Here is a 26,601-nt window from a genome sequence, read left to right as displayed (position 1 = left end):
GGATGGGGGGGGGTGTGGGTGTTTGGGCTGCCCCGAGGGGGGGTACCGGTGGCGCTCGAGGTGGCCAAGGCCCTTCAGGCCCCTCTGGATGTGTTGGTGGTGCGCAAGCTGGGGGTGCCCGGTCACGAGGAGCTGGCCCTGGGGGCGATCGCGGCTGGGGGGGGAGAGGTGCTGAACGAGGGGTTGATTCGGCAGTTGGGAATCTCTCCGGCAGCAGTCCAGGCGGTGCGGGCGCGGGAGCGGGAAGAGCTGGCCCGCCGCGAGCAGGCCTACCGTGGAGCCCGGCCCTTCCCTGAACTGAAGGGTCAGACCGTGATCCTGGTGGACGATGGGCTGGCCACCGGTGCGACCATGAAGGCGGCCATCGCGGCGGTGCGGGCGCTGGGCCCGTCTCGAGTGGTGGTGGCCGTTCCGGTGGCCCCCCAGAACACCCTACAGGAGCTGGCCCACCTGGCCGATGCGGTGGTGTGCCCATTGGTCCCCGCCGGGTTTGAGGCGGTGGGCCAGTGGTACTTGGAGTTTCCCCAAACCTCGGATGCCGAGGTGCTGCAGGCCCTGGCCGAGTCAGGCCGCCGGGAGTAGCCGCAGCCGGGCTCCTTTGGCTCGCTGGCGCAGCTTTTCCACTTCCTGCTCAGCCCGTTGTTCCCCCAGCCAGGGCCGCCAGTAGGCCCGCAGGGTCTCGAGCACCCGCTCCGTGGGAACCCACTCGGTGGGCTGGTGCGGGCAATACAGCAGGTCCAGATGGGTCACCGGCCCTCCCCCAGGCCCCCCCACCGGTTGTTCATACCGCAGATCCACCCGACTGAACCCCAGCGCGGCAAAGGCCTGTCGGCGGGCCAGCGGGTCTGAGCCGACCCGTCGTTCGGCCTCGAGCGCCTCTGGGCTAAGCCGCTCGGGGGCCACCACGTCAATGAAAACCCCCTCCACCTTCCCCCCTGCGGCCTGATCCAGCACCGCGAAGCGCTGTTGGTGCAGGCGCCGGGCAATCCCCTGGCCCCTGGCCGACGGGGCAACCCCCATGAAGCTGGAAAACCCGGTATTGGGCAGACGAAGGTAATGGAAAAAGGTTCCCCCCAGCAAAACCCCTCCTTCTTCTGCCACCACCAGGAAGTTGCCCCGCTCGCCAGCGGGAAGGGCCAGCAGGGCCCGGATCACCGGGGGCGGGATCAGCAGCTCGGGCTCAAAGTAGATCTGTTGTTGCAAACGACCAAAGGCCTCGACCGCGGGGTCGTGCGGATCGGTCACCTGGCGCACGCTGAACCTCGAGCCAGGCCCTGCGCGGGGTGCGGCGGGCTTCACGGTTGAAAAACCACCTTTACGCCCTTCTTGGCGGAAGCCGCCCCTAAGGCCTCGGGCCAGGCCTCGAGGGGAAAACGCTGGCTCACCAGGGCTTCCAGCCCCTCAGCCTCGGTCAGCATCTTCACGGTCTGGGCGAAGGTGTCCCAGCTATAGCAGTAGCTGCCGAAAAGCCGAACCTCACGGAACCAATAGGGCGAGAAGTCGTGCAGGGCCATTCCGGGGGCCCCCAGCAGCAGCACCCGCCCCCCCTCGCGCACCGCCCAACTGGCTTCTTGCAGCCCCCCCGGCGAGCCAGAAGCCTCGACCACCGCTTCGTAGCCGCCCCGCCATGCGGTAGCCCCCAGAAGGCCCCGGTAGCGCCGGGCCCCGGTGGCTTGCTGGGCCGCTTGGGTGGAGGGGTGGATATGATCGGCCCCCAGGGACCGGGCCAGCTCGGCTTGCCGGCTGCGGCGGGCCACCACGTGCAGCACTCCGGTATAGCCCATCACCCGCAGGGCTTTAACCGTAACCAGGCCGATGGTTCCCGCCCCCACCACCAACAGCTCCTTGGGCCAATCCCGGGCTAAGGCGGTGTGAATGCCGTGAACGGCCACCGCCATCGGCTCGGTCAGCACAGCCCGTTCATCGGGAACGCGCTCATCCACCGGGAAGATGCGCTCCCGATGGACCACGATCCGCTGGGCCCAGCCGCCCGGAAGATCGGCGCAAAACCCCAGCATCCCAGGGGCAAAGTTGCCCTCGGTGACGTTTTGGCAAAGATGGTCGTCGCCCCGGGCACAGGCGGGGCACTCCGGCAAGCCCCGCTCGAGGCACGACAACACCGGGTTGACCACCACCCGCACCCCCCCCAGCTCGGCCAGGATCTCATGCCCCAGCACCGCCGGAAAGGAAAACATAGGGGAGAGCGAGGGGGAGTTCTTGCCGTAGAGCAGGGCCAGATCCGAGCCACAGATTCCGCTCAGCCGCACCTTGAGTCGCTCGAACCCCTCCGGGCGCTCCGGCTCGGGCAAGGAGCTCAGGCGCAGGGGCAGCGCGCGGGCCGGGTAGCGTTTGCCCAGCATCCGGCTGGCCACATAGCGCGGGATTGAAGGATAAAACACCAGCGCCTGCATGAGCGCCCGGCTAGCGGGGGCCGTGTTGGCCAGGGCGGGGGCGGCCACGCTGCGAAGCATGCCCTTATTTTGAAGGCAAAGGGGGTTTAGGGAAAGGAGAGGGGGCGCAATTGCCTCCCTGCTGGGTTTGAGACCGTTTTGCAGGGGGGTGGGGGTTTTCCCGTATCGGGGTTTTGTGATGGCTAACCTCGAGTTCCGGCGGCACTCCCCTAAGCTAGATACTTGATGTTGGACCCCCACCGGCAACTGCTCACCCTGTTGCGTAGCCTGGTCGCCAGCCCAGACGTGGAAACCCTCCTGCGGCGTGCGCTGGAGGGGGCCCTCGAGCTGATCCCAGGGTTCAGCGCCGGTTCGGTGCTGCTGCGGGAGGGCCGGGTGTACCGCTTCATCGCGCTGCAAGGTTACCAGTTGGAGCCTACCGGGTATCGCTTGAGCCTGGACAGCGAACTGCGCTGGTATGGCGGCAGCCTGGAGGAGGCCTTGGCCGGGGTTGCCCGGGTCAATGCGGTGCGTCTGGAGTTGAGCGGGCTCGAGCCCCCAGACAGGCTCGAGATGGCCCAGTTCCGCTGGGCCTTGGTGGTACCGGTTCCGCTAGAGGGACGGGTGGAGGCCTGGTTATGCCTGGACCGCAGCGCGGATGAACCCCCCTCAGCAGAGGCCCGGGAGCTAGCCCAGGAGCTGGCCCTGAGCCTGGGGGTGGTGCTCCAAACCCTAAAGGAGCGCATGCGCACCCAGGCCCGGTTGCGTCGCGAGGAAGGGCTGGCGCGTGCGCTGGGTACCCTCTCGGGTTTTCGGGAAGCCGAGGCCCTATGGCAGGCCCTCCCCAAGCTGGCCCTGGAGATTCTGGGGGAGCAGCGGGCTGCGGTGTTGCGCCGCGAGGGGCATGAGCTGATCGTGGTGGCAGGGGTTAATTGGCGTGAACCCTTTGGAAGGCGGATTCCCGAGGGGCGAGGGATGTCCTGGAAAGCCGCGCGCGAGCGGGCCATACAGATGACCGACCTGGATAATCCGGAAGTCTACAACTTGCCGGGGTTCGAGCACGAGCCTGAAAAGTACGGGGTCTTTGTTCCGCTCTTCGATGCGGCGGGCGAGGTCTTGGGGGTACTGAACCTGTACTCGAGGGACCCCTTTTCCCGCGAAGACCGCTCCTTGTTGGAGGCGCTGGGGAGAGGGGTGGGGCAGGTGCTGGGGCGGCTCGAGGCCCAGGCCGCTCAAGCACGCGAGCTGGGCCGCCTTCAGGCCCTATCCCGGGCCGGGCAAAGCCTGACCCCGGCCCGCTCTACCCGGGAGGTCTTCGAGCTCACGGTCAAGGAGGCCCTGGTCTGGACCAAAGCCTCCACCGCGCTGCTCTCCCTCTATGACCCCCAAGCCGAGGTGATGGAGGTGGTGGCTGCGGCAGGGTATCTGGCGGAGGGGCTGGTGGGAACCCGGCGGGCCCGGGGGGCCGGGCTGGCCTGGGAGGTGCTGGCCCGCCGCTCGGCCCTGTATCTCCCGGATGCCTCGAGCACGCCCCAGGCTGTATACCTATCGGGAACTAGAACCACCGCAGCCTACCTGGGGGTGCCGCTCAGCGACCCTGAGGGCCGGGTGGTGGGGGTGCTTTCGGTGGACACCGCCGGGGCCGGGGGCGAGATTGCCCCCCAAGACCGCTATAGCCTCGAGGTGCTGGCCAAGGTGGCAGGGGTGGCCATCTCCCGGCAGCATGCCCTAGAGACCGCCCGTAAACAAGCCGAGGACTACCGGGCTTTGGTGGAGATGTCCGCCGACCTCGAGACGCTCAGCGACCCGCTGGAAATCGCCCGCCGGGCTTTGGAGACCCTGCTCTCCCTGACCGGCTTCAATGCGGCGGCCCTGTATGCCCTGCACCCAGAAGAGGACGACCTGCTGCATGCCAAGCAGGTGTTTACCGTAGGCTGTGATACTGCTCAGCAGAGCTTCTTCCAAACCTTTCCCATCCATGAGGACCGCTTGACCGGGAAAACCATGTGCATCGAGGACTACGCCGCATGGGAGCCCTGTAACCCCGTGGTCAAGGCCAGTGGCCTTCGCTCGGTGGTGTATACCCCGCTGTGGACCGGGGGGCGTGTTCACGGGATGCTGGCCCTGGGCAGCTTTGGAACCCCCCGCCCGATCAGCCCAGAAAACATCGCCCTCTTCGAGACCACCGCGCGGCGGGTGGAACGGGCCTTGGAGCGGGTGACCTACCTCGAGGAGATCACCCAGACCCGTGAGGCGGCCCTGCGCTCCCTGGGGCTGGGGTTGGAACTTCGGGACATCGAAACCAAAGGGCATACCGACCGGGTGGTGGCCCTTTCGATGGCCTTGGGCCAACAGCTGGGTTTTGATGACCTCGAGGGCCTGCGCCTGGGGGCCTATCTGCACGATTTGGGTAAGCTGGCCATCCCCGATGCGATTCTCTTCAAGCCGGGCAAGCTGGATGCGGAGGAATGGAGCCTGATGAAGCGGCACTGCGACATCGGTTTTGGGATGGTCCAGGATCTGACCTTTCTTCCCCCCAGCGCCCTCAATGTGGTGCGCTACCACCACGAGCGGCTGGATGGTTCGGGGTATCCCCTGGGGCTCAAGGGGGAAGCCATCCCCCTCGAGGCCCGCATTTTTGCGGTGGTGGATGTCTATGATGCCCTCACCCAGGCCCGGCCCTACAAACGGGCCTGGAGCCGGAGCGAGGCCCTGGCGGAGCTGGCCCGCCAGTCGGGGGTTACCCTGGATGGGCAGGTGGTCTGTGCCCTAACGGCCTGGCTCGAGGCCCATCCAGAAGAAGAGCCCTACCTGAACTAAACTGAGGGGGTGCGTCCCCCTTACCGGCAGGGCCAGACCCTGCGCCTGGAGTTCTGGAAGTATCCGCAGCAGCGGCTTCACTACTGGTGGATGGGCCAGGTGGTAGAGATCCGCGAGGGGGCGGTGCTGCTGCACATGCCCCTGGGCTTCGAGTTCCACCATGAGAGCCGGGGCCAGACCCTGCCGGTTGACCATCAGGGCTACGTGGCCTTTTTCGAAGGGGGGTGGTATTCCGGTGGGCCCGACCTAGACCCCCAGGGCCGGGTTTTGGAGTACTACTGGAACATTCAAACCCCGCCCCGCTTCGAGCCTGGCCGGATCTGGCAGTACGACCTCGAGCTCGATGTGCGCTGCAAGGCCGACCACACCTGCCTGGTGGTCGACCAAGAGGAGTTTGCCGCCAAGGCTGGGGCCTATCCAGAAGCCTGGATCGAGTCGGCCCAGAAAGCGGTGGAAGAGGTCAGGCTGCACGTGCAAGAAGGGCGTTGGCCCGTACGACCCGCCGAGGAAGACCGGGGCTGGCTAAAGCGCCTCTGATACCGGATCGAAGCGAGGCAGGCAGGGCCTACCGCCCTACAGGCGGCTGCGCGGGTCGAGGGCATCGCGCAGGCCATCCCCCAGGTAGTTGAAGGCCAGAATGGTCAGGAAGATCATAATCCCCGGAGCGAACAGCAGGTGGGGGGCGGAGAACAAGTAGTCCTGGGCCCGGCTGAGCATGTTGCCCCAGCTCGGCACCGGTTCCTGGATGCCGAAGCCCAGATAGGACAGGATGGACTCGCTCAGGATGGCGTTGCCGACCTCGAGGGTGGTGTTGATGACCAGCGGCGCAGTGACGTTGGGCAGCAGGTGGCGGAACATCACCCGCACCTCGCTGGAGCCCAGGGCCTGCGCGGCCGTCACAAAGTCCTGCTCCCGCAAGGAGAGCACCGCCCCGCGCACCAGGCGAGCGGTGCTGATCCAGCCAAAAATCACCAGCACGGTGATGATGATCAGTACCGAGGCGGCGGGGCCCAGCGTGGCCTGAGCCCACTGCCCCACCGCTCCTTGCGAGTCGCGCAGCAATGCCGAGAGCACCAGGAGCAGCGGCAGGCTGGGGATGGTCAGGATGAAGTCAATGAAGCGCGAGAGCACCACATCGAGGTCCAGGCCAAACTTGGCAAAAAGCCCCCATATCCCTGCGGCCAACACCGCGCCCCAACTCACCACCAGCCCCAGCAGGGCAAACCAGTGCCCCCCCCGCTCGCCTCCCAAGAAGGCCCGTACCCCGTCGCCGGCCAAGGTCCAGGCCAGGTCGGCTATGAAGTACAGCAGCCCATAGAAGATTACCCAGGAGATCACCCGCCACAGCGCAAACCCCAGCGGTTGCCAGGAGCTTCCCTGGGCTAGCGGTCCCTGGTAGAAGCGGAAGGGCCGCCCAGAGAAATACCCGGCCAGGATCCCCAGCACCATCCCGATGAACAAGCTGACCAAGGCCGCGGTGAACCCCACCAGCATCTCGATGCGGGCCCCATACAGAATGCGCGAGAACACGTCTCGGCCCAGCTCATCGGTGCCCAGCCAGTGCTGGGCTGAGGGAAGCTGGAAGTACTGTGAGGCCAAGTCACCGCTCAAGGGCTGGGCGGTGGGGTCATAGGGCGCCAGGATCGGGGCAAAGAGCGCCACTGCGATCAGCAAGCAAACATATACCAAAGCCGCCAGGGCCAGCTTGTGTTTGCGAAAGCGCCGCCAGGCCAGGGCCCATAGGGTCTGTGACCGAGGTTGGGGTATGGAAGGGGCTTGGACTGCCATCCGTTCTCCTTAGCTGTAGCGAATGCGCGGATCTACCACCGCGTAGAGCAAATCGGCCACCAGGTTGAAGATCGCTGTGATCAGGGCCAGCATGGCCAAAGCCGCCATGGCCACGTTGTAGTCTTTGCTGATCAACGAGTCCAGGATCAATCTGCCCATCCCCTGATAGGAGAATACGCTCTCGGTAACCACCGCTCCGGCCAGTACCCCAGGAATGCTCAGGCCCACCAGGGTTACGATGGGGATCAGGGCGTTGCGCAGGGCGTGTTTGTAGAGGATCGTCCGCTCCGACAGCCCTTTGCTGCGTGCGGTTCGAACGAAGTCCAGGTTGAGCACCTCGAGCATGCTCCCGCGCATAAAGCGGGTCCAGGAGGCCATCTGAATGAGCGAAAGGGCAACCACCGGAAGCACTAGGTTCCAGGCCCAGTTGCGCAGGAAGATCCAGAAGCTGGTGGTTCCCGAACGCACCTCGGAAAAGGGGGTATAGGGCACCTCAGCCACCGGAGGAAAGGCCGGGAATCCAGGAATTTTATCCGGCAGCCAGACCGCGAAGGTGTAAAGCAAGAAGATTCCCAGCACGAATACCGGGACCGAGAAGCCCAAGAAGGTCAGGGTGGTGACGATGTTATCCGCCAGGCTGTACTGCCGCACCGCCGAGAAAATCCCCACCGGGATGGCGACGCACAGGGCCAAGAGGAAGGCGCTGCCGGAGAGGATCAAGGTGTTGGGCAGGCGCTCCCCAAAGACCTTTTGCGCGGCAGGTACCGCATACTGCCGGGATTGGCCAAAGTCGCCTTGTAGAGCTCGGCCCAACCATTTGAAGTAGCGGATGTAGATCGGTTGGTCGAGACCATAGGCGTGGCGAAGGGCCTCGAGCTGCTCCTGGGTGATCCGTGGGTTGGCCTGGCGTAGCTCGTCGGTTGGATCTCCCGGCTGCAAAGCCAGCAGCGTGAAGATCACAATTGAAGCCGCAAACATCAAGGGGATGATCTGCAGCAGACGGCGCACGGTGTAAGCGAACACGCCCCCAGTTTACCGCGTCCCTGCTGCCCAAGTCCCTCCACCATAGGGTGGAACAGCCCCTGCCAGGAGACCTCCTGGCAGGGGCTGGAAGGATGGAGGTTTACTTGGCGAGGTTGGTGCTTCCACTGACCTTGGTTTGGTCGTAGAGTTTGACCGCCCCGCGGCTGGCCCAGCCGATCTCCCAGGGGTTCCAGCCTGGGTAGCCGTTAACCCCAGAGTAGGCCGAGCCCACGTAGTTCACCAGGTCTTTCTTGGTCACGTAGTAGTTGGAGCGGAAGCGCAGAGGTAGCGCCGGAACATCCTCGGCCCAGATCTGCTGGGCTTGAGCAAAGAGCTGCTTGCGCTTGGCCTCATCGAACTCTATCGAGCCTTGACTGGTCAGCTTGTCAAACTCGTCGTTGCGCCAATCCCCGATGTTCTGGCCTGCATAGTTGTTTTCCTTGGTGGGTACGTTGACGGTTCCGGTGATGGTGTTCTTGTACTGGAACAAGGAACCATCCTCGCCCAAGCTGCTAGTCCAGGCAAACATGAAGGTCATCCACTTGCCCTCGCTGCCCCGCTGGATGAAATTATCCGCGAAGACCACCGCGCTGGGGGCGTTGTTGGGCTTAACCGAGATCCCGACCTGCTTCCACTGCTCGATAAAGAGCTGCTGGGTACGCTCGCGCACGGAGTTTCCGGAGGTGGTCACCAGCTCAAACTCAAAACGCTTGCCGTTGCGCACCAACACCCCATCCGGGCCGGGCTTCCAGCCCACTGCGGCCAGAAGCTGCTTGGCCTTCTCGGGGTTGTAGGGGTACTTGGTCACGTTGTCGGTGAACAGCGGGTTGACGTTGGCAACCCAGGAGTTGGCGACCGGCTCCGCACCATCGAAGAAGGCCTTTACCCAGGCCTCGCGGTTGATGGCGTAGAGCAGGGCCTGGCGAGTACGCTTGTCGTCAAAGGTGAGATCCTTGACCTGTTGAATGGGGAATTTGTTGATGTCGATGTGCTCCCAGGTGGGGTTGGCCACCGCCCACACATCGTAGCGTCCAGGGGCGCGGCTAAGGAGTTGCTTGCTCCGGGCCTGGTCACCGGTGATGGAGGTGGCTTCGGTGGCGTCAATCCCGCCCCCCAGTATCGCCACCAGGAGCGAGTTGGTGTTCTGGATGATGCGGAAGGTGACCTTCTGCACATACTTGTCGGCCCCGCCCTGGGGGGTGATGGCGGTGAAGTTGGGGTTGCGCACCATCTCGATGGCATTGTTGGCCGACCAGCGGGTGACCTTGAAGGGCCCTGACCAGACCATCTTGCCGCTGTTGATAAAGGCTTGCGAGCCGAACTGCTGGAAGAAATTGCGGTACAACTCGTTGAGCTTGGTGGCGTCCTTATCGGGGCTGAGGTTCTGGGTTGCAGCCTTGACCTTCTCCCACTCCGGCCGCATTAGGTGCGAAGGGGCAATCAGGTTGGGGCTGGCTCCGGCCATGGAGACCGTGGCATCGTAGTAGTAGGCTGGTTCGAAGGTTACGGTGAAGTTTTGCTTGTCCTTGACCTGGAGCGAGACCCGGCTCCAGAAGTCGGGGTTGACCAGGGCCATCCCCTTGGCCTTAGCCACCTCGAAGACAAAAGCCACATCATCGGTGCTGATGTCGTTGCCATCGGACCACTTCAGACCGGGCTTGAGGGTGTAGTCGAGCTGGAGCCGCCGTTTCCCATTGCCAATATCGGTGAGCCGAAGCCGCTTGTTGGCTTCGCTGGGGACTTCGGTGACCAGCACCGGGATTTGCTCGGAGTTGAGGTTGAGGGTGGTGAGGGGAGCGTTGAGGTATTGCTCAATCTCAGTTTTGATGACCTGGTTGGAGATCACGTTCAAAAAATCTCCACCCAGCACCGTGGGCTCTTGGGATGCCCCGATGATCAGGCTGTTGTCGCTGGGTCCGGCCAGAGCTGCACCGGCAACCAGGCTCAGGCCCAGCACGGTAAACTTACTCCATCGTTTCATGCCGCCTCCTCGAGATTAGGGGTATAGCAAATTGTGGCATTTGTTGCCGCCCCTATTATAGTCAGCCCCTTCCCTGCGTCAATCGTAAAAACGGTTGGGAGCACCCCAAGCAAAGCCCCCTTTTCTCTGTCTGGAAGGGGAAAACCTCGAGTCGGCCCGCATCCACCGTTTGGTGGATGCAGCAAAAAGCGGCCCTCGGGCCGCCTCGAGCCTCTACCCGCCAAACCTAGTGGCTGCCGCAGCCCCCACCCTCTCCAGCTGGGGCTTGGCCATCGGTGCGGAAGGAGTGGCCACACCCACAAGAAGAGGTGGCATTGGGGTTGTTGACGCTGAACCCACCCCCCATCATGTTCTCCACCCAGTCCACCTGTGAGCCCACCAACAGCGGCAGCGACATCCGGTCCACCACCAACCTTACCCCCAGCATCTTCACCTCGGTATCCCCCTCAAGGCTGCGCTCGTCTACCGCCATGCCGTACTGGTACCCGCTGCACCCACCCGACTTGATAAACACCCGGATGGCCGCGCCCGGCTTGTTATAACGATTCAGGATTTCCTTGGCCCGTTCAGCGGCCACTGGGGTGATCGAGATCGCGTTCTGTTCCTGCACCATCAAAAATCCCTCCTAAAGAAGCCACTCTGGCCCCTGAACTTTAACCCCTGGGCAACCCGGCGCCTTCATGGGGACACCGGTTTCCTATGAAAAATATAGCACGCTCGACCGGCAGCAACGTAAGCCGACAGACCAACTTCCGGGCAAAGGCCAAGTGCGGTTGGCCCCTGACCCTGGAGCCTAGAACCCGGTATGCTTGACCCGGTTATGGACCGCCCCCTGATGATCTTTAGTGGACAATCAAACCGACCTCTGGCCAGCGAGATCGCCGAGAATCTTGGGGTTCCGCTGGGCAAAAGCGTCACTGAGCGCTTCGCCAACGACTGCCTTTTTGTGCGCTATGAACAAAGCCTGCGCGAAGGCGATGTCTTCATCATCCAGTCGCTTACCCCGCCGGTGCAAGACCACCTGGTCGAGCTCCTCATGATGATTGATGCGGCCAAAAGCAGCAGTGCAGCCCGGGTCACCGCCGTGATTCCCTACTACGCCTACGCCCGAAGCGACAAAAAAGATGCCCCCCGCATCTCGATCACTGCGCGATTGGTGGCCGATCTGATTCAAGCTGCCGGGGCCGACCGGGTGCTGACCATGACCTTGCACTCTGCACAGGTGCACGGCTTTTTTAAGGTTCCGGTAGACCACCTCTCGGCGGAGCCGGTGATCGCCAACTACTTTGCCACCCGCGTGGAAGGCCTAGAAAATGCGGTGGTGGTGGCTCCAGACGCTGGAGACATCAAGAGGGCCATCTCGCTGGCGCGGCGCCTGGCCCTGCCCATCGCGTTCATTGATAAGCAGCGCCTTTCTGACACCGAGGTCGCTAGCCGGGGGTTGGTGGGGGATGTCAAGGGCAAGGTGGCGCTGGTGATAGACGACGAGGTCTCCACCGCGGGAACCTTGGTGCAGGCGGTGGATGTCCTGAGCCAGAATGGGGTGGACTCCACCTATGCGGCCTTTACCCACGGGGTATATGTGGGCCCGGCGGTGGATCGCATCGAGAGGAGCTCCATCGTGGAGGTTGCGGCCACCAACACCTGTGTGTATCTGGGCCGCCCCAGCCCCAAGCTGCAGACCCTAACGGTGGGACCCCTCTTCGCCGAGGCCATCTGGCGGATTCACCGGGGGGAGTCGGTCTCGAGCCTATTTACGTAACCCTCCAGCGGTAAAGGCTCGCACCTTCGGTCACGAGCCTATTTACTTGATGGCAGCCCTCTCCGCGGGCTTGGCAGCCGCGCTGGCATCCTCCGCGGCTTCTTGGGGGCGCAGGGCCTCGGCAATGAAGGCCCATAACACGCCGATGAGCAAACCCAGCACCCCGGCCACCACCGTAAAGAGCACCGGGCGGGGGAAGGAGGGGCGCAGGGGCTCAGCGGGCGGAACCAGGATCTGTACCTGCAATACCTGGCCTACGAGCTGGTTGATCGCCTCGGGTTGGTTGAGTAGCCGGTTAAGGGTATCTAAGCGGGCCTCGAGCTGGGCCACCTGGGAGCGAAACCGCGACTCATCCAAGCTAAGGCTGGTATAGGCGGGGCTGTTGGCCCGGGCAGCCTGTGGGTCTACCTGACGGGCCTCGAGGGCGGCTGCGGTGGTGGGGTTGGCCTGGCCCGCGTCCGGTGCGGTTTTGAGTTCAGCCCGAATGCGCTTTAGGCTCTCCTGAGCCGCCTCGAGGTCAAGCTGGGTCTGGGCCAAGGCCGCCTGGATGTTCGAGCGGACCCCCTCGACCATGCGTCCCCCCAAGTAGTCTCGAGCCACCCCTAGAATTCGCTCGGCCCGTTCTTTGGCCTCGAGGGGGGTACTGCCACGGGCGCTCAGGTTGAGCAAGCCCCGTTTGTCATCAAATTTGGCCTGATAGTACTGGGTGGGGTTGCTTGCGGCCAGATCCTTGGCCAATAGGGTGGTGCTCTGCAAATCCACGAAACCTTGGGCCAACCCCGATAGCGAGGGAAGGTTATTGAGCATTCCTTGCGGATTGGTTTGGTTGGCTAGACTTAGGCTTACCACTACCTTGCTGGCGTAGGTTTTGGGCCAAAGCAAGCTCCAGAGTAGGGTGAGCAAAGCCAGCCCAAGGGTTAAACCGAGAATGAGCCGCGCCCTTCGCTTGAGCACCAGGTAGATATCTCTTAGGGACAGCTCATCTGTCGTTGCGGCTTCAACAGGTATCACCGGCGCATTTTAGCAGACCCAGGCTGATCCTGGGCCCCAGCTATGGCATGGGCCACAGCCAGAAGCAGGGGGTAGTAGACCCAGGCCGAGAAAAAGGTGAAGTCGAAGCTATTGAGCACTAGGGCAACGCCCAAAAGGATCAAGACAGGCCAAGCCCGGGTGCGCACGATGAGGCGTACGATTCCTGCCAGCCACACCCCAACCCCCAGCAAGGCCAGCGCACCCCCCTCGGCCAGAAGGTTGAGGAGCAGGTTATGGGCGTGCGGAGGGGAGTACTCAATGGTGTTTTTCGGCGAATACAGGTTGAAATAGGGGGTGAAGTTCCCGAACCCCACGCCCCCCAGCGGGTTCTCCCGGAAGGCTTGTAGAGCCACCTGCCAAAACTGTAGCCGGGCCTGGGCATTGTGGTCCAGGCTCAGCGCCTGGGAAAAGCGGCCCAGCCACTCGGGCTCAAAGAGCGCTACCGCTCCCAGCAGACCTGCCAACCCCAGGGCCACCCAGCGGCGCCGCCCCAGGCTCCACCCCCAAGCTGCCCCCAGCAGGAGCCAGGCCCAGAAGGCCGTACGGCTACCAGAGATCCACAGCAGCAAAGCAGCTACCCCCAGGGCAATCCCTCCCAGCCTCCGACCCCCCAGCACCCAGATCAGCCCGGCAGCCATCACCGCCCCGTGGCCCAAAAAGTTGGGCTGAGGGGTGAGCCCCATTACCCGGGCCCCTGGCCCGGTCTCGAGCCACTGCCAGCCCGCGTAGCCCAGGTGGACGAGCAGCCCTGCCAGTACCGCTAGGGCGGCGTGGGTGGGGGAGATCTGTTGAAAAATCCAGACCCCGGCCTGAACCATCAAGAAACCCATCAATGTGGTGCCAATCCACCACCACAGCCGCCAGTCCAACGGCTTTAGTCCGGTAGGGCCCAGCTGATAAGGGGTAGGGGTAGAACCTATCTCGAGTTGCGGCCAGCCCACTTCAAGATAGGTAAAGTCGCCCCCTTGGTTCAAAAAATCAATTGCTCGCAAGGAACCATCCCCCTCTTTTGCGGTATAGCTGCCCCAGACGCGGTACACCCCCGGTGCTGCTGGCTCCATCTGAGTGGGTACAGGGTGATGGCCCTGGTTGGTAAAGAAGGTAATTTGCAGGTTGGCCCGCTGCCCATCATGGCGCAAGTAAAAGCTTTGGGTGTAGGTTTGACCAGCTTTTAGGGGATACCACCAATCGGTCAGAAACTCTGTTTGCTCATGGCCAGAGATGGGGTTGTGGCGGGGCAGATACCAGAAACCCTGCTCCACCGGTTTGGCCTGGCCTCCATCAAAATCCTTGGGGTTCCAGCCGTGCAGGGTTTTGAGGTCATAGGGACGGATGAGATTGGAAGGCGGGGTTGTTTTGGGCGGACTGCCCAGGAAGCTGGGACGTTCGGGCGGGGAATAGATGGAAGCTGGGGTCAGGAGTTGCCCCAGGGCTCCCAAGAGGCCCACGGCTAGAAAAGCCTTCCATAAAAGTGGGCGCTCACCCCGCAGCAAGGCCCATAAACCCACCAAAGCCGCGAGCCCACCAAACCAGGCAGGTTGAAGGGGCAGCAGCGCAAACGGCAACGCCAACCAGCGCTGCAAGGTTAGTAAGCCCCTTTCCCAAACAGCACCACCCCAACGGTACGAGCCAAGATATATAGATCCAGCCAAGGCGACCAGTTGCGAACATAGTAGGTATCCATAGCAACTCGCTCAGCGTAGGTGGTATCGTTGCGCCCGGAAATCTGCCACAGCCCAGTGAGGCCAGGACGCACCTTTAGATAGAGGCTGAAGCTCGAGCCATATCGGCTTACTTCCTCATTGACAATCGGTCTAGGACCGACCAAGCTCATCTCTCCCTTTAGCACATTCCAAAGTTGAGGCAACTCGTCCAGGCTCGTTCTGCGCAGGAATCGGCCTATTCTGGTGATTCGGGGATCGTTGCGCAGTTTTTGGTTTTGCTCCCACTCCTCTTGGAGTTCAGGATGTTGAAGCAGGTATTCACGGAGGGCCTGATCAGCGTTGGGGATCATGGAGCGAAACTTAAGGGCATAAAAACGAGACCCCTTCCAGCCAATGCGTTGATGAGCGAAAATCACCGGGCCCGCTGAATCCAGGCGCACCAACAAGCTCAGCAGTAGGGTACCCATCAGAATCAGTGGGGAAAACAAAACGATCAGACCTATGTCCATGATCCTTTTGACAATCTTTGGCCCGGCCAGGAGCAGCTTTTGCCGAACCTCGAGACCCAAAACCCCCCCTATGTCTCGAGTTGTAAGCCATAGGCTGGAAAGCCCAAAGAGGTTGGGGATCAATATTAGGTGAGAGAATATTCCCCCATACCCTTCAAAGAGCTCTAGCAGATGGTTTCGCGGCACGCCAGGCATGGCCACAATGGCATGCCGTACCCCGCGCTGGGCAAATGCTGCAGCCTGCTCGAGGCCTCCTACCACCGGTATTCCCTCTATTTCCCGCCCATGTTTGGCCGGATCATCATCTAGGAGGGCTATGGGCTTAAGGCCCAGACCGGGTTGTTTGCGCAGAGCCTGTGCCACGGCCTCTCCAGTTTGGCCGGCCCCCAAAACCAACACAGCGGTTCCCCACCAGGGTTTGCGGGCCCAGAGCTCGCGTGCTAAAGCCCGCCCTAGCGGTACCAAAAACAGCATTAGGCCCCAGGCAAAAACAAAAGCCCCTCTCGAGTAATCGGCCCCGGCCTTGTACATAAAAGTTGCACTGCCTAGTACCACAAAGACTAAACTGGTTGCATAGCTCAGGCGACGCAGCTCCTCTGGCGGTGCAATTCCCATTGCATACAACCCGGCCAACCCATAGGCTAGGGGAAACAGCAAAAGTGTGGGCCACAAATTGAGGTATAGCTCCCACAGCAGGGAACGATCCCACGCATAACGCAGCAAGACCGCCAGCAAAAAGGAAGCCATCACAGCAAAGGAATCTGTTAGTAGCAAAGCCCATGCTGTGCGGCGCGGAGAGGCCAGAGTGGCTGGAGGACTGGGTTGGGTTTCATGGTTCAGCGCTTGCATACTCCTCCAGGCCTACATGCTAAAGGATTTCACTCAGCTTTTTGGAAGTACTTTTTATTCATAGCAAAGTGCTGCTTCAAGCGGTTGGGCAGGAAAGCCTCCAAGCGGCCCAGGCGATACGCGCCATACTTGAGTATAGTGCGTAACGATGCCGAAGGAATCTTTTGGGGTGCTCGTTGTAGCAAGTAGGCTAGCTCAGAACGCACAAACCGCAGGCCCTCACCTTATATCGAAGTAGCGCTCAAACTCTTGTCCCAGGGTAGATCAGGTATCACACTGCTTGGTGCCAGGATTTGTCCAATGCTGCCCAAAAACACGAAGGCCCCAAACCCTACCCACCAAGGGTTGCGAAGGCGCAGCAACCCGTAGATTCCTACCAGGACAGTAACGAGCATGAATACTAGACCATGCAACGGTAGGAAGAAAAAGGGGGTTGCAAGAACCCACTTGAAATGGATACGCTGCCCTAGGTGTTTCAATCGGGGTCACCCAAGTCACTTGGAAGATTCATTGTTGAGGATTGATTCGTATAAAGCTATGGTTTTCTGCATTTGACGCTCGAGCATAAAATGTTTCTCATAGCGTAAGCGGCCAGCCTTTCCCATTGCTTCGCGCAAGGGCGGCGATACGATAAGTTTGTGTAAAGCTGACCTCAAGGCCTCAATACTACCTGCGGGAACAAGAAGACCAGTCTCACCATCCCGGATAACCTCTCGGTTCCCGCCTACATCTGTAGCCACTATGGGCAAGCCTGCTCGCATTCCCTCGAGCAAAATAATGGGCAGCCCTTCCCAGTTGGTGGACAACACCATGATGTGTGATTGGGCCAGCAGTTGGGGTATATCTGCACGGGTGCCGAGGAAATGTACTCTGTCCGACAAACCGAGTTGTAAAACCAGATTTTTTGCCTCCTGCTCCAGAGGACCTTCTCCAACGAGCAGGAGTTTAAACGGAATTTCCAAACCCGCCACTGTTCGGATTAGCAGACCATAAGCTTTTGGCGGAGCGAAGCGAGCCACCATAATTATCTGCGTCGGGTCGCCATGAGCGCCTGGCCGAGCTCGGTGTGGGTCATCGCCGATACCGTTATGAATAACTGTCAATTTTGTGGCAGAGATTACACCTCTCTTGACTGCCAGATTATACTCATCTTCAGAGACACAGATTACTTTTCGAGTTAGAAGACCCAAAAACCACTCTATTGGTGGAGCTGCAATCTGCCAAACCTTGGGCGCTCTATCCATAAAACTCCAGCCATGAGGTGTATACACTACAGGTACGCGATTAAGCGCCCCAGCAAGGCGACTGACCATCCCCGCCTTGAAGGTATGCCCGTGAATGAGATCGGGTTGAAAGCTCTTGACCAGTTTGGAGAAGCTATAGATAGCTCTTAAGTCCTTGAGTGGCGAGATGTTCCTTTGCAAAGAAGGAATGATGTGTACAGGTACACCGGCTTTGCGGACTTCGTCTACTACATAGCCTTCCTCTCCAATCGCCAGACAAAGCTCGTACTTTTCTCTTAACCCAATGATTAAGTCCACAACGTGCTTGGGCGCACCACCGCGCTCGGCTCGAGTAATGGCAATCAGAATGCGATTTCTACGAATCATGACTCTTCCTTAGAAGCTTTACTCGTTTTGGCTTCGTAGCCAAACCTAAAGCCAATAAATAAGCAATCATAGGTAAAAGATCGGTCATATGCTTGAGTACAGAACCGTAGTCAGGCTCGAAGATGGCCTGTACTAAGGTGAAAGCCATCATAAATGTTAGACAAGCCCGAACGCGACGTAGCTGTAAGGGAGAAAACCGACCTGATTCGCGCTGAACATTCAGGCTAATCCAGTAAAAAGTTATCACGGTTGACACCACAAGCACAAAAAAAATCCACTGAAGTGGCTCAAGAAGTCGCAATACGGGTAGGGGAAATAAGATAAACATCCATGAGATGATCCAATTCGCAACATCATGCAAGATAGTATTGTTGGGAAGATAGTTGACGATCATAGATTGAGCGACGTCCGATCCAATGCGAAACTCATTCAGCCGCTCGCGGATTTCAGTTATGTGTTCACCTTGGTACAAATAGTAGACACTTGAGGCCGCGACCAATGCTCCCACGAAGACCAATAACTTCAAGCTGAATGCCCAGCGGCGGTTTGATAGCCACCAGAACAGTCCCCAGAAGGCGGCAATAACGATCCAATAAGGACGAAAGGCCACTGCGTAAACCAGCGGTATCACGAACGCCAGCCATGCAACCGGTCTTCTGAAACCGACCACGTACAGAATCAAAGATGTGAACCATAGCGCGATCACTTCTTTAGATAGCTGACCCTGATATATTGAACCCACGGCTACCCAAATACCTAGCAAAGTTAGACCCCAATACTGTAGTCTGCGCAGTCCCGCAAAGAACCAGGCTGCGGTAGGGATGAAGGCTAATAGAAAAAGAATTACAGAAGTTATTTCTCGAGGTGTATCAGCCCTAAAGCCCAGCATAGCAAACACCCACGCGGTGTTGACGAAAGTATCAAAGGCTTGGGTGGGATTTAAGTCTGTTCCCAGTAAGCTTCTAATATACTCGCCATCGTAGAAATACCGCTCAGGGAGAATTCTTATCCATACCAACGATGCTAATGTTCCCAGTAACCCCATCAAGACCAAAACCGTCAAGGCGGTGAATACTCGACTATGCAATGAGTTGGCAGGTTGCGATTTGGAGAGAGTACTCACATGGCCTCTAAACTTCGAGTGTGTCATACAATTTGATCAGACGTTCAGACATTATTTTCCAGCTAAACCGCTGAGAGTAAACTTCCCGTACACGGGCAGAAAAGGCTTGCCTAGTTTTTGTATCCCACTGGGCGATCTGCTTCAGACGATCTTCTACCTCTTGACTGGACTTGTAGTCCACTACGAAACCCAGGTCATATTTAGCCACTGTTTGATCCATACCTGTATCTCTAGCCACTAGGATAGGCTTGCCCAACATCATAGCCTCAAACAGCTTGTTAGCACTGGAATACTTGTGGTTGGGTAGGCTAGGATCGTATATAGCAAACAGTACATCCGCTCTCGCCGAGAGTTCCATAGCCGCAGAATGGCTGATACGTCCGTGAAAGCGAGCGTTGGGTATATTCTTGATCCGCGCCTCCAGAGCGACCTCGAGATCGCCAAAACCAGCCAGGTCAAAGTGCCAACTTGGGTGCTTTTCAACCAAATCTAACATCTCGAACAACCAACGCTGATCTTGTAAAAAACCCACAAATACGATTCGAAGCTGTGCAGAGGATTCTGTTAAGGCCCTACTAGGGTTTGTGGTAATATCAAATTCCTCTGGGCTGTTGAGTATGAACTCAAGTCGTTTTGGTTTGGAGCCACGTATCTGCGCTACGCGGCTTTCATCTACCAGTATAGTCGCATCTGCAAGGCCGATCGCTCTCAACTCAAGGAAGCGGGCAAGCTTCTTGAATAACCCTGGCCCTTTCCGCGACTCAGAGAAAAAATCAAAAATGTCGTAAACCACTCGTTTGCCCGATAGAAGCTTAAGGGCTAGTGCAGGCAATAAGGTGTCCAGGTCTGCTGCGTGAATGTGTGTATACTTATTGCGACTGCGCCATAGCCACTTCAACAAGTCCCAATGCCACAGAATTAACCCACCCAAGTTGCGAAAACCTGTTCCAAATTCAGACTTTGGTCCTATCCTGTATACAGTAAACATATCCATCTTTTGCTCTGGGGGTAATTGTCTACTTCGATCCCAGCCAACCGCGAAAACTTCCCAACCAGATCGAGCTAGGGTGCGGGCTTGCTTCTCAATCCGAGGATCAGGGTCTATCGGATTTGTGCGGAGAAAAACAACGGTCTTCATGGCGCTTCACCAACCTCACCTGTGGTGCTTACCGCTTAGCGTGTGCCACCACGCGCCAGCGAAAAACATGAGAAGGCATAGCTGAGTGATCAAAGCCGAGAATGCTGCCCCACGCCAATCATACACAGGTATCAGCCAGAGATTGAGGCCAATATTCACCGCAACGCCGGCAATTTGCCCAACTGTACGCATAGTCTGGAGTCCCGAGGCAGTTAAAGCATCTGCCAGAGGATACTGGAATGCCTGAATTAGGATATAAAGCGCTATCCATCGCACAACCATCGGTGTCTCGCTGAAATCACTGCCAATAACAACGGGTATTAAAGGGGCGACGAACCATAGCCCGACTGATGCTGTGAGACCCAATCCCAGCGTGTACGGCATAATTCGTTTAGCGAATGCAAAAGCTGCTCGGGGCGAAGAATTCCCTTCGATAAAAAACCTCGGCGAAACCGCTGCCAGGAAGGCCACAAGCGGGATCGCTGCAAAGAGAACTACCCGGAAGCCTGCCGCGTAAAAGCCTGTTATGTGGGCGTCGGTGAATCTGATCAGCAGCGTCTTATCTATCTCGGTATAAGTTCCGCTAGCCGAGGTAGAAGTCGCAAAGCTCAATCCCTCCCATATCCGTCCTCGACTCAAGCTCGTTAGCTTTACAGTTTCGATCCCGATATCCTTAGCCACCCATCCGAGCGAGGCAATTCCCACAGTTAGGTACTGGGCAAGAAACAGCGCACACCAAATCTCGACGGAACCTTTCATTAACAAAAGGACGATGGCTAGAATTGTCTGGAGTACTCCACTGATAATTTCCACAACACTATTGCGCCACGCCTTGTCTGTGGCGACATTCATGGCCGAGGCAATGACTTGTAACCTACCTCCTAAAAATACTGCAAGAGCAACAGCCAGAAAAGAGATCATTGAAATATGTGGAAGCAAAATGAGCTTTATTCCGACGGCGACCAGTAGGCCTATCGGCAAGGAGAAGAAAATCAGGCTGAGATTACTGCCCAACACCAATCGTGGATACGATTTGACAGTCACATCCCGTATGATTAAAGTGTACGCACCGAGCTCGACAAATGGAGAAATGAATAGAGTGAGTGCGAGTGTGGCAGAAAATACCCCGAATCCGTCCGACCCTAAGGATCGAGCAACCAGCGAAAAGCTGGCTGCTTGAAATCCGAAACGTGCGAAATAACTGAGGAGTATCCACATCGTACGCCGTAACGTAGATGCATAGAGAATCTTCATGATAAACTGCTTGACTCTAAACATTGGGTTTACTTAGAGTGGTGACCTAAAGCGTCTTGCTCTAGTCAAGTCTTCCTACGCCATAGTGCTAATCAGCTGTTCAAAGAAGACGGCCTGCATCGAGCCCAGTCTGCTCTTGGCCTTTTCGGAGCTACCCAGTAGTAGGTCTACCCTGGCCTGGTAGTAAAGCTCGGGGTTGATTTGAATCCCCAACTTGCCGGTCTAGTGATCTTTAGCTGGAAATCAAAAGGAACCGGCTTTACTTGATTGGCGATGCCAAGTTCCTCGAGCTGCCAAAGGTTTACAGAGGTACTGCAGCAGTGGGCACTAAAAACTTCGTACCCCTTATCCAGCAAGAGCTTAATTAGATAAGCACCGTCTTGTTCTGTGATTCCAGTAATGAACACACGTTTTGCCATTATTTTAACCCCTTATTGGTATTTACAAATTTTTGGGCAACTCCGCCTATTTGTTGTTGGTTAGGATACTCTAAGACACCGCTCTATAGCTTACCGTACCGAATGAAGATGCCAAACGCCTTTGAGGGCTTGCCACCTTGAGACATCCAACGATACATCCTCCGGCAGAGAGACCCCGGCCTCCTGCTTGCTCGCTGGTCTAACGTCCGGACGGGTTCGGCGGGCCAATTCAAAGACCGACTTGCGCTCGGTAGCGATGTGAAGGGTGTTGTAGGGTATCCTTTCCAGGTTTTGCAGAGCCAGCGCAACCTGCGGCGCAATGACCTCCAGATAGTCCTGGCTGGTGTAGAGGTCGTGGTAAGCTACCGGGTAGGGAAAGGGCGCAGTTCGGAAACTGGTGCGAATAATCAGGTAGCAGGGCAAGGTTCGTACCACCTCCTCGGCGGCCAGCTTGGACAGGGCGTAGTAGTTGCGTACCGGCCCCACCGGGTCGTCTTCCCGGTAGCCGCCGGCATCGCCCCAAAACACATAATCCGTGGAGATGTGAACAAAGTGCAGGTCACGCCGCAGAGCTGCTCGAACCAGGTTGCGGGTGCCCTCCACATTCACCTTCCAGCACAGCGCTTTCTCGGTCTCGGCGCGGGCTACGTCGGTGTAGGCGGCGGCATGCACCACCACCTGGGGTTGGTAGCGCTCGAGCGCTCGCTCGACGCTGGTCAGGTCGGTGATGTCCAGCTCTTCCCTGCTCGGCGCTATCAGTCCAGGCAGCAGCTCCTGCAGGGCAGTACCCAGTCGCCCGGTTCCGCCCGTCAGCAATATTTTCTCGGCTCCTCTCACCCGACTCTCGACATTTCAGCGCTGCCCATACCAGGTCTGCATCAGGCCCTGGTGTTCCTTTTTCGCCCGCACTTGCTGCCACCAGGCCTGGTTTTGTACGTACCACTGCACGGTCTCGCGCAAGCCCCCACCAAAAAAGGAATGCCTGCGTACCCAGCCCAAAGCCTCGGCCCTGGAAGGATCCACGGAGTAGCGGTAGTCGTGGCCGGGGCGGTCGGCCACAAAGCGTTTGAGGGTGGGCGGTTTGCCGAGGATTTCCAGGATGGCATCGGCCACCTGTACTCCGGAAATTTGCTCACGGGCGCCCAGGTTGTAGGCCTCGCCCGAAAGGCCCCGGTGTAGCACCAGGTCAATGCCCGAGGCGTGGTCCTGGGCGTGCATGTAGTCGCGCACTGCCGAGCCGTCGCCGTACAGGGGCAGGGGCCGGTCTTCCAGGGCATTGGTAATGAAGAGGGGGATGATTTTTTCCGGGTACTGGTAGGGGCCATAGGTGTTGGAGCCCCGCGTGACCACCACATCCAGGCCATGCGAGATGCCATGAGCGAAGACCAGGTGCTCGGCCCCGGCTTTGGAGGCGGCGTAGGGCGAGCGGGGGCGGAAGGGGTCGGTCTCGAGGGAGTGGTGATCCGAGCCGGATAGGTCGCCATAGACCTCGTCGGTGGAAACCTGCAAGAAGCGCTTCACCCCTTCCTGACGGGCGGCCTCGAGCAAAACCAGGGTACCCTCGACATTGGTACGCACGAAGGCCGAGGCATCTATCAGGCTCCGATCCACATGGCTCTCGGCGGCAAAGTTGAGCACGGCATCGGCCCCACGCAAGGCTTGCCGGGCATCCTGAGGGTTGGCGATATCGCCCTGGATAAACTCAATCCGGTTCATCACGGGTTGCAAGTTTTCCAGGTTGCCCGCATAGGTTAGCTTGTCCAGCACAACGATTTGCCAGTCGGGGTGGGCTTCCAGGGCGTAGTGCACATAATTAGCCCCGATGAACCCGGCCCCACCCGTGACCACCACTCGTTTGAAACCCATCTCATCGCTCCTGTGGTTCTAAATATCTCCACGATAGTTTTGCAACACTCGTTTTTGCCAGCAGACCGGGCAATTGCGCCCACAACAACATCGCAACACTCTGCCTGATGTGCTCCAGAGCAATACCCGAGTGTGGCGCAACTTAGCCTCTGTCGTCCGCCCATAGGTCTGCGCCAAAAAAGTCCCAGGGTAGGCGGCCTTCGTTGGGGTCGGCAGGATTGAACTGGTCGTTCATGGCGTACAGGAGCAGGGCCCCTTGATGGCCCGCCCGGTAGCCGTGAGCTACCCCGGTGGGAATGTACAAAAGCGCCGGTGCCTCCCCCGACAGCAAAAAGGAGCGGCGGTGGCCTTTTGTGGGCGAACCTTCGCGCAGATCCACCAGCCAGACCTGTAAGCTACCCTCCAGCACACACCAGACCTCGTCCTGGGGGCGCTTGGGGTGGATGTGAAAGGCGTTGATGCGACCCGGCACCGCCCACGAGACCGAGATTTGCCGGGCCTCAAACGTAGCAGCTAAACCCTCAACCTGGCCTGCGCCCAGGCGTAGGTATTCCATAAAGGCTCCCTCGAGCGCCCGGTACTTTTTCAGAGGAATGTGCGCCACCCCTTGAATCTCAGCAGGAGCTGGATAGCTCTGGTACTCCATGGCAGCAAGGGCTTGCTCGTTTAAACTCATCACTTCATTTATCCTAATCCAAGCCTATCAAGGCTGATATTTGGAAAGTACCTGGTCACATGAGTAAAGACCTCACCATTGTCATTGTCTCCCACAACACCCTGCATATTCTACGCAAGTGCCTCAGGCGGGTCGAGGCATACTACCCCGAGGCCGAAAAAATACTCGTGGACACCGCCTCTTCCGATGGGAGTCCGGACTGGGTGCGGGCCCACCATCCAGACGTGCGGGTGCTCGAGGTGCCCAACCGGGGCTATGCGTTCGCCGTTGACCGAGGGCTGGAAGCTGCCAGCCGTCCCTGGGTAGTGGAGATGAACAGCGATATATACCTGAACGCCGGAGACCTGGAGGTGCTCCAACAAGCCCTGGAGGAGCATCCGCAGGCGGCGCTGGCTGGCCCCACCTTACAGACGCCTGCGGGACAACTGCAATCGCTTGGGCCGTTTTATGCACCCAACTACTGGCGCCTGCACGGGCCGAGGGCAGTGGGCTGGATCTCTGGGGCCCTGATCATGGCCCGAAAGGCTGCCTTGGCGGAAATCGGCGGCATGGACGAACGCTTTTTCTTTTATAACGAAGACCTCGAGTGGTGTACCCGAGCCCGCCGCAAGGGCTGGCAGGTCTTGCTGGTGCCACGCCGGGTGCTACACCTCGGCGGTAGCTCTACCCCCAGCGACCCCCGTTTCCTGGCCGAGGGCTACCGGGGGGGGTTGCTGTATACCCGCGAATACTACCCCGCCCTGCACGGCCTGCACAGGAAAGCGGTCTGGCTCGAGGCCCATTTGCGACGCTGGCTTGACCCCAACCCCACCCGCAGAGCAAGCTACCGGCTGATTCTGAATGAGGTCTGCAAAGGAAGTTTGGACAGGCCTTTGCTGCCTTGACCCAAGGGGGTGTTTTGCGGGTTCATGCCTCCGGCTTCCAAAGCGTTTGCAACCCCAAAAGCCCCTGCAGTTTTTCGTCGCGCGACACCAGCACCGCACCCAGGCGAAGGGCCGTCGCAACAATGAAGCGGTCGGCAGGGTCGGGGTGGGGCAAGGGGAGGCCATCGGCCTCTAAAGCGATGTAGGCGTCCAGCGGCACCACTTCGATGCCCGGCACCCGCAAGGCGTCCTCGAGCCAGCGCCGGGCCCCTGGGGTGAAGGCCAGCCGCCCTTTCCGGGCCAGCACGGCCACCTCCCAAGCACTGATGGCCGATACAAAAAGCGCCTGCTCTGCTCGGGCTTCTTCTAACAAAGGCTCCAGCCCCTGGGGTAGCTGGGTGGGGTCGGCCAGGAGGTAGACCCAGGCGTGGGTATCGAGCAGGTAGCGCTTCAAGCCAGCGCCTCCCAAGGCTCATCTGTGGGCTCCGTGGGCTGCTCGTAGTGCAACAGAGTGCCCTGTAGGCGCTTTCGCACCTCCTCACCCCGATATGGGCGAATTTCCAGCACCAACCGGCCCCGGTCGCTCAGAATCAGGGGCTCGCCGGTAGCCTCTACTCGGCGCAAAAGCTCCAGGGCATGGGCTTTGAAATGGCTTTTGGATACCTTCATGGCTAGGGTCATAGTACATGGTCACTTTGAGAGAATCAAGCCGGGCTGCTCTTGAGTCCAAAAGTGCCGGTGGGGGCTCGAGCAGGTCTCTACAGCTTTACCCGACTGCGGTCCCCCAGGATCAGTTGCAGGGTGTGGCGGCGGGTGTTGCCGCTGCCATCCACCACCACCTTTTCCCCTAAGACGCTTGAGTCCAGGCGATAGGGCAGGCGCAACACCTCGGATTCGTCCATCAGGATGGAGTACTCGACCTCGCTGGCAATCAGCCTGGCATTCTTTCCGATGGCGGTATAGGGACCGACAAACCCATCCTCGATGAGGGCCCCTGGCCCAATATAGGCCGGGCCGCGCACGGTGCTACGGAGCACACGCGCACCCTTTTCAATGATCACCTCACCCACGATCTGGGCTTCCTCGAGTTCCCCCTCGATCCGGCGGCCAATCTGAGACAGGCTCAACCGATTGGCATCGAGCAGATCCTCGGGCTTGCCGGTGTCCTTCCACCAACCCCGCACCTTCAGGGCCTCCACCGCTAGGCCTCGATCCACCAGTCCCTGGATGGCCTCGGTGATCTCGTACTCGCCGCGCCCGGAAGGCTTCAAGGTGGCGATCACCTGGTGAATCACCGGCTTGAAGAGGTACACCCCAACCAAGGCCAGATTGGAAGGGGGGTCTTGGGGCTTTTCCAGCAGCCGCGTTACCCGACCCGAGTCATCTACCACCGCCACACCGAAGGCCCGGGGGTCTTCGACCTCGGTCAGCAGCAGCACCGAGTCGCAGTGCTGGCGCCGGTAGGTCTCGAGCATATGCCCGATCCCCCCGGAGAGCAGGTTGTCGCCCAGGTACACCACAAAGGGGCTGTCGCCCAGGAAGGGCTGGGCGGTTCTAATCGCATCGGCTAATCCTAGCGGCGCATCCTGTAGGATAAAGGTCAGCCGAACCCCCCAGCGCTCCCCGTTCCCCAAAGCCTCGCGCACCTCATCGCCGGTCTCGGGGCTGATCACCACCCCGATATCCCGGATGCCTGCTTCTACTAGGTCTTCCACGACATAAAACAGATTGGGCTTTCCCCCGATGGGGATGAGCTGCTTGGCCCGGGTGTGGGTTAGGGGGCGCAGGCGGGTGCCCTTGCCGCCGGAGAGGATCAGACCTTTGAGTTCCATAG

At 59.4% G+C, this 26,601-nt stretch carries 25 protein-coding genes; 5 read left to right on the top strand and 20 right to left on the bottom strand.

Annotation, left to right across the window (positions count from 1 at the left end; genetic code table 11):
- Nucleotides 1-582, top strand: a 582-nt coding sequence (locus tag Mgrana_RS10860) for a phosphoribosyltransferase (protein WP_119357636.1), incomplete at its 5' end; no start/stop codon positions are given.
- On the opposite strand, the gene Mgrana_RS10855 is transcribed toward Mgrana_RS10860, so the two are convergent.
- Complete coding sequence (locus Mgrana_RS10855; protein ID WP_119357627.1) at nt 565-1,299, bottom strand: GNAT family N-acetyltransferase; 735 nt, start codon at nt 1,297-1,299, stop codon at nt 565-567. The genes Mgrana_RS10860 and Mgrana_RS10855 overlap by 18 nt on opposite strands.
- The gene (locus Mgrana_RS10850; RefSeq protein ID WP_119357635.1) at nt 1,296-2,411 is read right to left on the bottom strand and encodes a zinc-dependent alcohol dehydrogenase; all 1,116 of its coding nucleotides are present in this window, start codon (nt 2,409-2,411) and stop codon (nt 1,296-1,298) included. The genes Mgrana_RS10855 and Mgrana_RS10850 overlap by 4 nt, the downstream gene beginning before the upstream one ends.
- Nucleotides 2,412-2,636: 225 nt before the next feature.
- On the opposite strand from Mgrana_RS10850, the gene Mgrana_RS10845 reads away from it, so the two are divergent.
- Both Mgrana_RS10845 and Mgrana_RS10840 read left to right on the top strand, forming a co-directional pair.
- A complete protein-coding gene (locus Mgrana_RS10845) occupies nt 2,637-5,210 on the top strand; it encodes a GAF domain-containing protein (RefSeq protein WP_119357626.1) in 2,574 nt (857 codons plus the stop codon).
- 9 nt (nt 5,211-5,219) lie between these two features.
- Nucleotides 5,220-5,747: a ribonuclease FAU-1 family protein gene (locus tag Mgrana_RS10840; protein WP_240631336.1), complete on the top strand. Its 528-nt coding sequence runs from the start codon at nt 5,220-5,222 to the stop codon at nt 5,745-5,747.
- A gap of 36 nt (nt 5,748-5,783) precedes the next feature.
- Here Mgrana_RS10840 and Mgrana_RS10835 read toward each other — a convergent pair whose 3' ends face one another.
- The 4 genes from Mgrana_RS10835 to Mgrana_RS10820 all read right to left on the bottom strand — a co-directional run bounded on the left by Mgrana_RS10835 (nt 5,784) and on the right by Mgrana_RS10820 (nt 10,615).
- On the bottom strand, nt 5,784-6,998 hold the full coding sequence (locus tag Mgrana_RS10835; protein WP_119357625.1) for an ABC transporter permease: 1,215 nt from the start codon (nt 6,996-6,998) through the stop codon (nt 5,784-5,786).
- Between the two features lie 9 nt (nt 6,999-7,007).
- Entirely contained in the window at nt 7,008-8,021 is a 1,014-nt protein-coding gene (locus Mgrana_RS10830; protein WP_119357624.1) for an ABC transporter permease, read from the bottom strand.
- A 100-nt stretch (nt 8,022-8,121) separates the two neighbouring features.
- Nucleotides 8,122-10,002 carry a peptide ABC transporter substrate-binding protein gene (locus Mgrana_RS10825; protein ID WP_119357623.1) on the bottom strand — a complete coding sequence of 627 codons (1,881 nt, stop codon included), beginning with the start codon at nt 10,000-10,002 and terminating at the stop codon, nt 8,122-8,124.
- A gap of 226 nt (nt 10,003-10,228) precedes the next feature.
- Nucleotides 10,229-10,615: a HesB/IscA family protein gene (locus Mgrana_RS10820; RefSeq protein WP_119357622.1), complete on the bottom strand. Its 387-nt coding sequence runs from the start codon at nt 10,613-10,615 to the stop codon at nt 10,229-10,231.
- A gap of 207 nt (nt 10,616-10,822) precedes the next feature.
- Between Mgrana_RS10820 and Mgrana_RS10815 the strand changes: the two genes are divergently transcribed.
- On the top strand, nt 10,823-11,764 hold the full coding sequence (locus Mgrana_RS10815; protein WP_119357621.1) for a ribose-phosphate diphosphokinase: 942 nt from the start codon (nt 10,823-10,825) through the stop codon (nt 11,762-11,764).
- Nucleotides 11,765-11,806: 42 nt separating this feature from the next.
- Here the strand turns inward: Mgrana_RS10815 and Mgrana_RS10810 are convergent, their stop codons facing one another.
- The 11 genes from Mgrana_RS10810 to Mgrana_RS10760 all read right to left on the bottom strand — a co-directional run bounded on the left by Mgrana_RS10810 (nt 11,807) and on the right by Mgrana_RS10760 (nt 23,904).
- Nucleotides 11,807-12,775, bottom strand: a complete 969-nt coding sequence (locus Mgrana_RS10810) for a Wzz/FepE/Etk N-terminal domain-containing protein (protein WP_240631335.1) — start codon at nt 12,773-12,775, stop codon at nt 11,807-11,809.
- A complete protein-coding gene (locus Mgrana_RS10805; RefSeq protein WP_119357620.1) occupies nt 12,772-14,379 on the bottom strand; it encodes an O-antigen ligase family protein in 1,608 nt (535 codons plus the stop codon). Before Mgrana_RS10805 ends, Mgrana_RS10810 begins: the two co-directional genes overlap by 4 nt.
- 2 nt (nt 14,380-14,381) lie before the next feature.
- On the bottom strand, nt 14,382-15,818 hold the full coding sequence (gene wbaP / locus Mgrana_RS10800) for an undecaprenyl-phosphate galactose phosphotransferase WbaP (protein ID WP_119357619.1): 1,437 nt from the start codon (nt 15,816-15,818) through the stop codon (nt 14,382-14,384).
- A gap of 494 nt (nt 15,819-16,312) precedes the next feature.
- Nucleotides 16,313-17,428, bottom strand: a complete 1,116-nt coding sequence (locus Mgrana_RS10795; RefSeq protein ID WP_119357618.1) for a glycosyltransferase family 4 protein — start codon at nt 17,426-17,428, stop codon at nt 16,313-16,315.
- Nucleotides 17,418-18,551, bottom strand: coding sequence for a hypothetical protein (locus Mgrana_RS16715; RefSeq protein WP_147021172.1), 1,134 nt, complete (start codon nt 18,549-18,551; stop codon nt 17,418-17,420). Before Mgrana_RS16715 ends, Mgrana_RS10795 begins: the two co-directional genes overlap by 11 nt.
- Before the next feature lie 7 nt (nt 18,552-18,558).
- On the bottom strand, nt 18,559-19,689 hold the full coding sequence (locus Mgrana_RS10785) for a glycosyltransferase family 4 protein (RefSeq protein WP_119357616.1): 1,131 nt from the start codon (nt 19,687-19,689) through the stop codon (nt 18,559-18,561).
- A 15-nt stretch (nt 19,690-19,704) separates the two neighbouring features.
- Nucleotides 19,705-20,943 carry an oligosaccharide flippase family protein gene (locus Mgrana_RS10780; RefSeq protein ID WP_170146454.1) on the bottom strand — a complete coding sequence of 413 codons (1,239 nt, stop codon included), beginning with the start codon at nt 20,941-20,943 and terminating at the stop codon, nt 19,705-19,707.
- Between the two features lie 167 nt (nt 20,944-21,110).
- Complete coding sequence (locus Mgrana_RS10775; RefSeq protein WP_119357614.1) at nt 21,111-21,362, bottom strand: GDP-mannose 4,6-dehydratase; 252 nt, start codon at nt 21,360-21,362, stop codon at nt 21,111-21,113.
- 90 nt (nt 21,363-21,452) lie between these two features.
- Nucleotides 21,453-22,178 carry an SDR family oxidoreductase gene (locus Mgrana_RS10770; RefSeq protein WP_240631334.1) on the bottom strand — a complete coding sequence of 242 codons (726 nt, stop codon included), beginning with the start codon at nt 22,176-22,178 and terminating at the stop codon, nt 21,453-21,455.
- Between the two features lie 36 nt (nt 22,179-22,214).
- Nucleotides 22,215-23,228 (bottom strand): dTDP-glucose 4,6-dehydratase, encoded by a 1,014-nt coding sequence (gene rfbB, locus Mgrana_RS10765; RefSeq protein WP_119357612.1) that lies wholly within the window; start codon nt 23,226-23,228, stop codon nt 22,215-22,217.
- Nucleotides 23,229-23,370: 142 nt separating this feature from the next.
- Nucleotides 23,371-23,904 carry a dTDP-4-dehydrorhamnose 3,5-epimerase family protein gene (locus Mgrana_RS10760; RefSeq protein ID WP_119357611.1) on the bottom strand — a complete coding sequence of 178 codons (534 nt, stop codon included), beginning with the start codon at nt 23,902-23,904 and terminating at the stop codon, nt 23,371-23,373.
- A gap of 59 nt (nt 23,905-23,963) precedes the next feature.
- Between Mgrana_RS10760 and Mgrana_RS10755 the strand changes: the two genes are divergently transcribed.
- Nucleotides 23,964-24,788, top strand: coding sequence for a glycosyltransferase family 2 protein (locus Mgrana_RS10755; RefSeq protein ID WP_119357610.1), 825 nt, complete (start codon nt 23,964-23,966; stop codon nt 24,786-24,788).
- Nucleotides 24,789-24,810: 22 nt separating this feature from the next.
- Here Mgrana_RS10755 and Mgrana_RS10750 read toward each other — a convergent pair whose 3' ends face one another.
- The 3 genes from Mgrana_RS10750 to Mgrana_RS10740 all read right to left on the bottom strand — a co-directional run bounded on the left by Mgrana_RS10750 (nt 24,811) and on the right by Mgrana_RS10740 (nt 26,599).
- The gene (locus Mgrana_RS10750; protein WP_119357609.1) at nt 24,811-25,221 is read right to left on the bottom strand and encodes a type II toxin-antitoxin system VapC family toxin; all 411 of its coding nucleotides are present in this window, start codon (nt 25,219-25,221) and stop codon (nt 24,811-24,813) included.
- Nucleotides 25,218-25,436, bottom strand: coding sequence for a type II toxin-antitoxin system Phd/YefM family antitoxin (locus tag Mgrana_RS10745; RefSeq protein ID WP_240631333.1), 219 nt, complete (start codon nt 25,434-25,436; stop codon nt 25,218-25,220). The genes Mgrana_RS10750 and Mgrana_RS10745 overlap by 4 nt, the downstream gene beginning before the upstream one ends.
- 89 nt (nt 25,437-25,525) lie before the next feature.
- Nucleotides 25,526-26,599 (bottom strand): glucose-1-phosphate thymidylyltransferase, encoded by a 1,074-nt coding sequence (locus Mgrana_RS10740; RefSeq protein ID WP_119357607.1) that lies wholly within the window; start codon nt 26,597-26,599, stop codon nt 25,526-25,528.
- Nucleotides 26,600-26,601: the final 2 nt, after the last annotated feature.

Source organism: Meiothermus granaticius NBRC 107808, from assembly GCF_003574355.1.
Taxonomy (GTDB): domain Bacteria; phylum Deinococcota; class Deinococci; order Deinococcales; family Thermaceae; genus Meiothermus; species Meiothermus granaticius.
This window is presented reverse-complemented; position numbering and strand designations above follow the sequence as displayed.

Excerpts from the sequence above, each read along its gene's own strand:
- Mgrana_RS10780 (WP_170146454.1), bottom strand. The coding sequence starts at position 20,943 with ATGAAGATTCTCTATGCATCTACGTTACGGCGTACGATGTGGATACTC.
- Mgrana_RS10785 (WP_119357616.1), bottom strand. The coding sequence starts at position 19,689 with ATGAAGACCGTTGTTTTTCTCCGCACAAATCCGATAGACCCTGATCCT.
- Mgrana_RS10740 (WP_119357607.1), bottom strand. The coding sequence starts at position 26,599 with ATGGAACTCAAAGGTCTGATCCTCTCCGGCGGCAAGGGCACCCGCCTG.
- Mgrana_RS10745 (WP_240631333.1), bottom strand. The coding sequence starts at position 25,436 with ATGAAGGTATCCAAAAGCCATTTCAAAGCCCATGCCCTGGAGCTTTTG.
- Mgrana_RS10845 (WP_119357626.1), top strand. The coding sequence starts at position 2,637 with ATGTTGGACCCCCACCGGCAACTGCTCACCCTGTTGCGTAGCCTGGTC.
- Mgrana_RS10820 (WP_119357622.1), bottom strand. The coding sequence starts at position 10,615 with ATGGTGCAGGAACAGAACGCGATCTCGATCACCCCAGTGGCCGCTGAA.
- Mgrana_RS10755 (WP_119357610.1), top strand. The coding sequence starts at position 23,964 with ATGAGTAAAGACCTCACCATTGTCATTGTCTCCCACAACACCCTGCAT.
- Mgrana_RS10825 (WP_119357623.1), bottom strand. The coding sequence starts at position 10,002 with ATGAAACGATGGAGTAAGTTTACCGTGCTGGGCCTGAGCCTGGTTGCC.
- Mgrana_RS10795 (WP_119357618.1), bottom strand. The coding sequence starts at position 17,428 with ATGATTCGTAGAAATCGCATTCTGATTGCCATTACTCGAGCCGAGCGC.
- rfbB (WP_119357612.1), bottom strand. The coding sequence starts at position 23,228 with ATGGGTTTCAAACGAGTGGTGGTCACGGGTGGGGCCGGGTTCATCGGG.
- wbaP (WP_119357619.1), bottom strand. The coding sequence starts at position 15,818 with ATGCAAGCGCTGAACCATGAAACCCAACCCAGTCCTCCAGCCACTCTG.
- Mgrana_RS10815 (WP_119357621.1), top strand. The coding sequence starts at position 10,823 with ATGGACCGCCCCCTGATGATCTTTAGTGGACAATCAAACCGACCTCTG.
- Mgrana_RS10775 (WP_119357614.1), bottom strand. The coding sequence starts at position 21,362 with ATGGCAAAACGTGTGTTCATTACTGGAATCACAGAACAAGACGGTGCT.
- Mgrana_RS10760 (WP_119357611.1), bottom strand. The coding sequence starts at position 23,904 with ATGAGTTTAAACGAGCAAGCCCTTGCTGCCATGGAGTACCAGAGCTAT.
- Mgrana_RS10850 (WP_119357635.1), bottom strand. The coding sequence starts at position 2,411 with ATGCAGGCGCTGGTGTTTTATCCTTCAATCCCGCGCTATGTGGCCAGC.
- Mgrana_RS10835 (WP_119357625.1), bottom strand. The coding sequence starts at position 6,998 with ATGGCAGTCCAAGCCCCTTCCATACCCCAACCTCGGTCACAGACCCTA.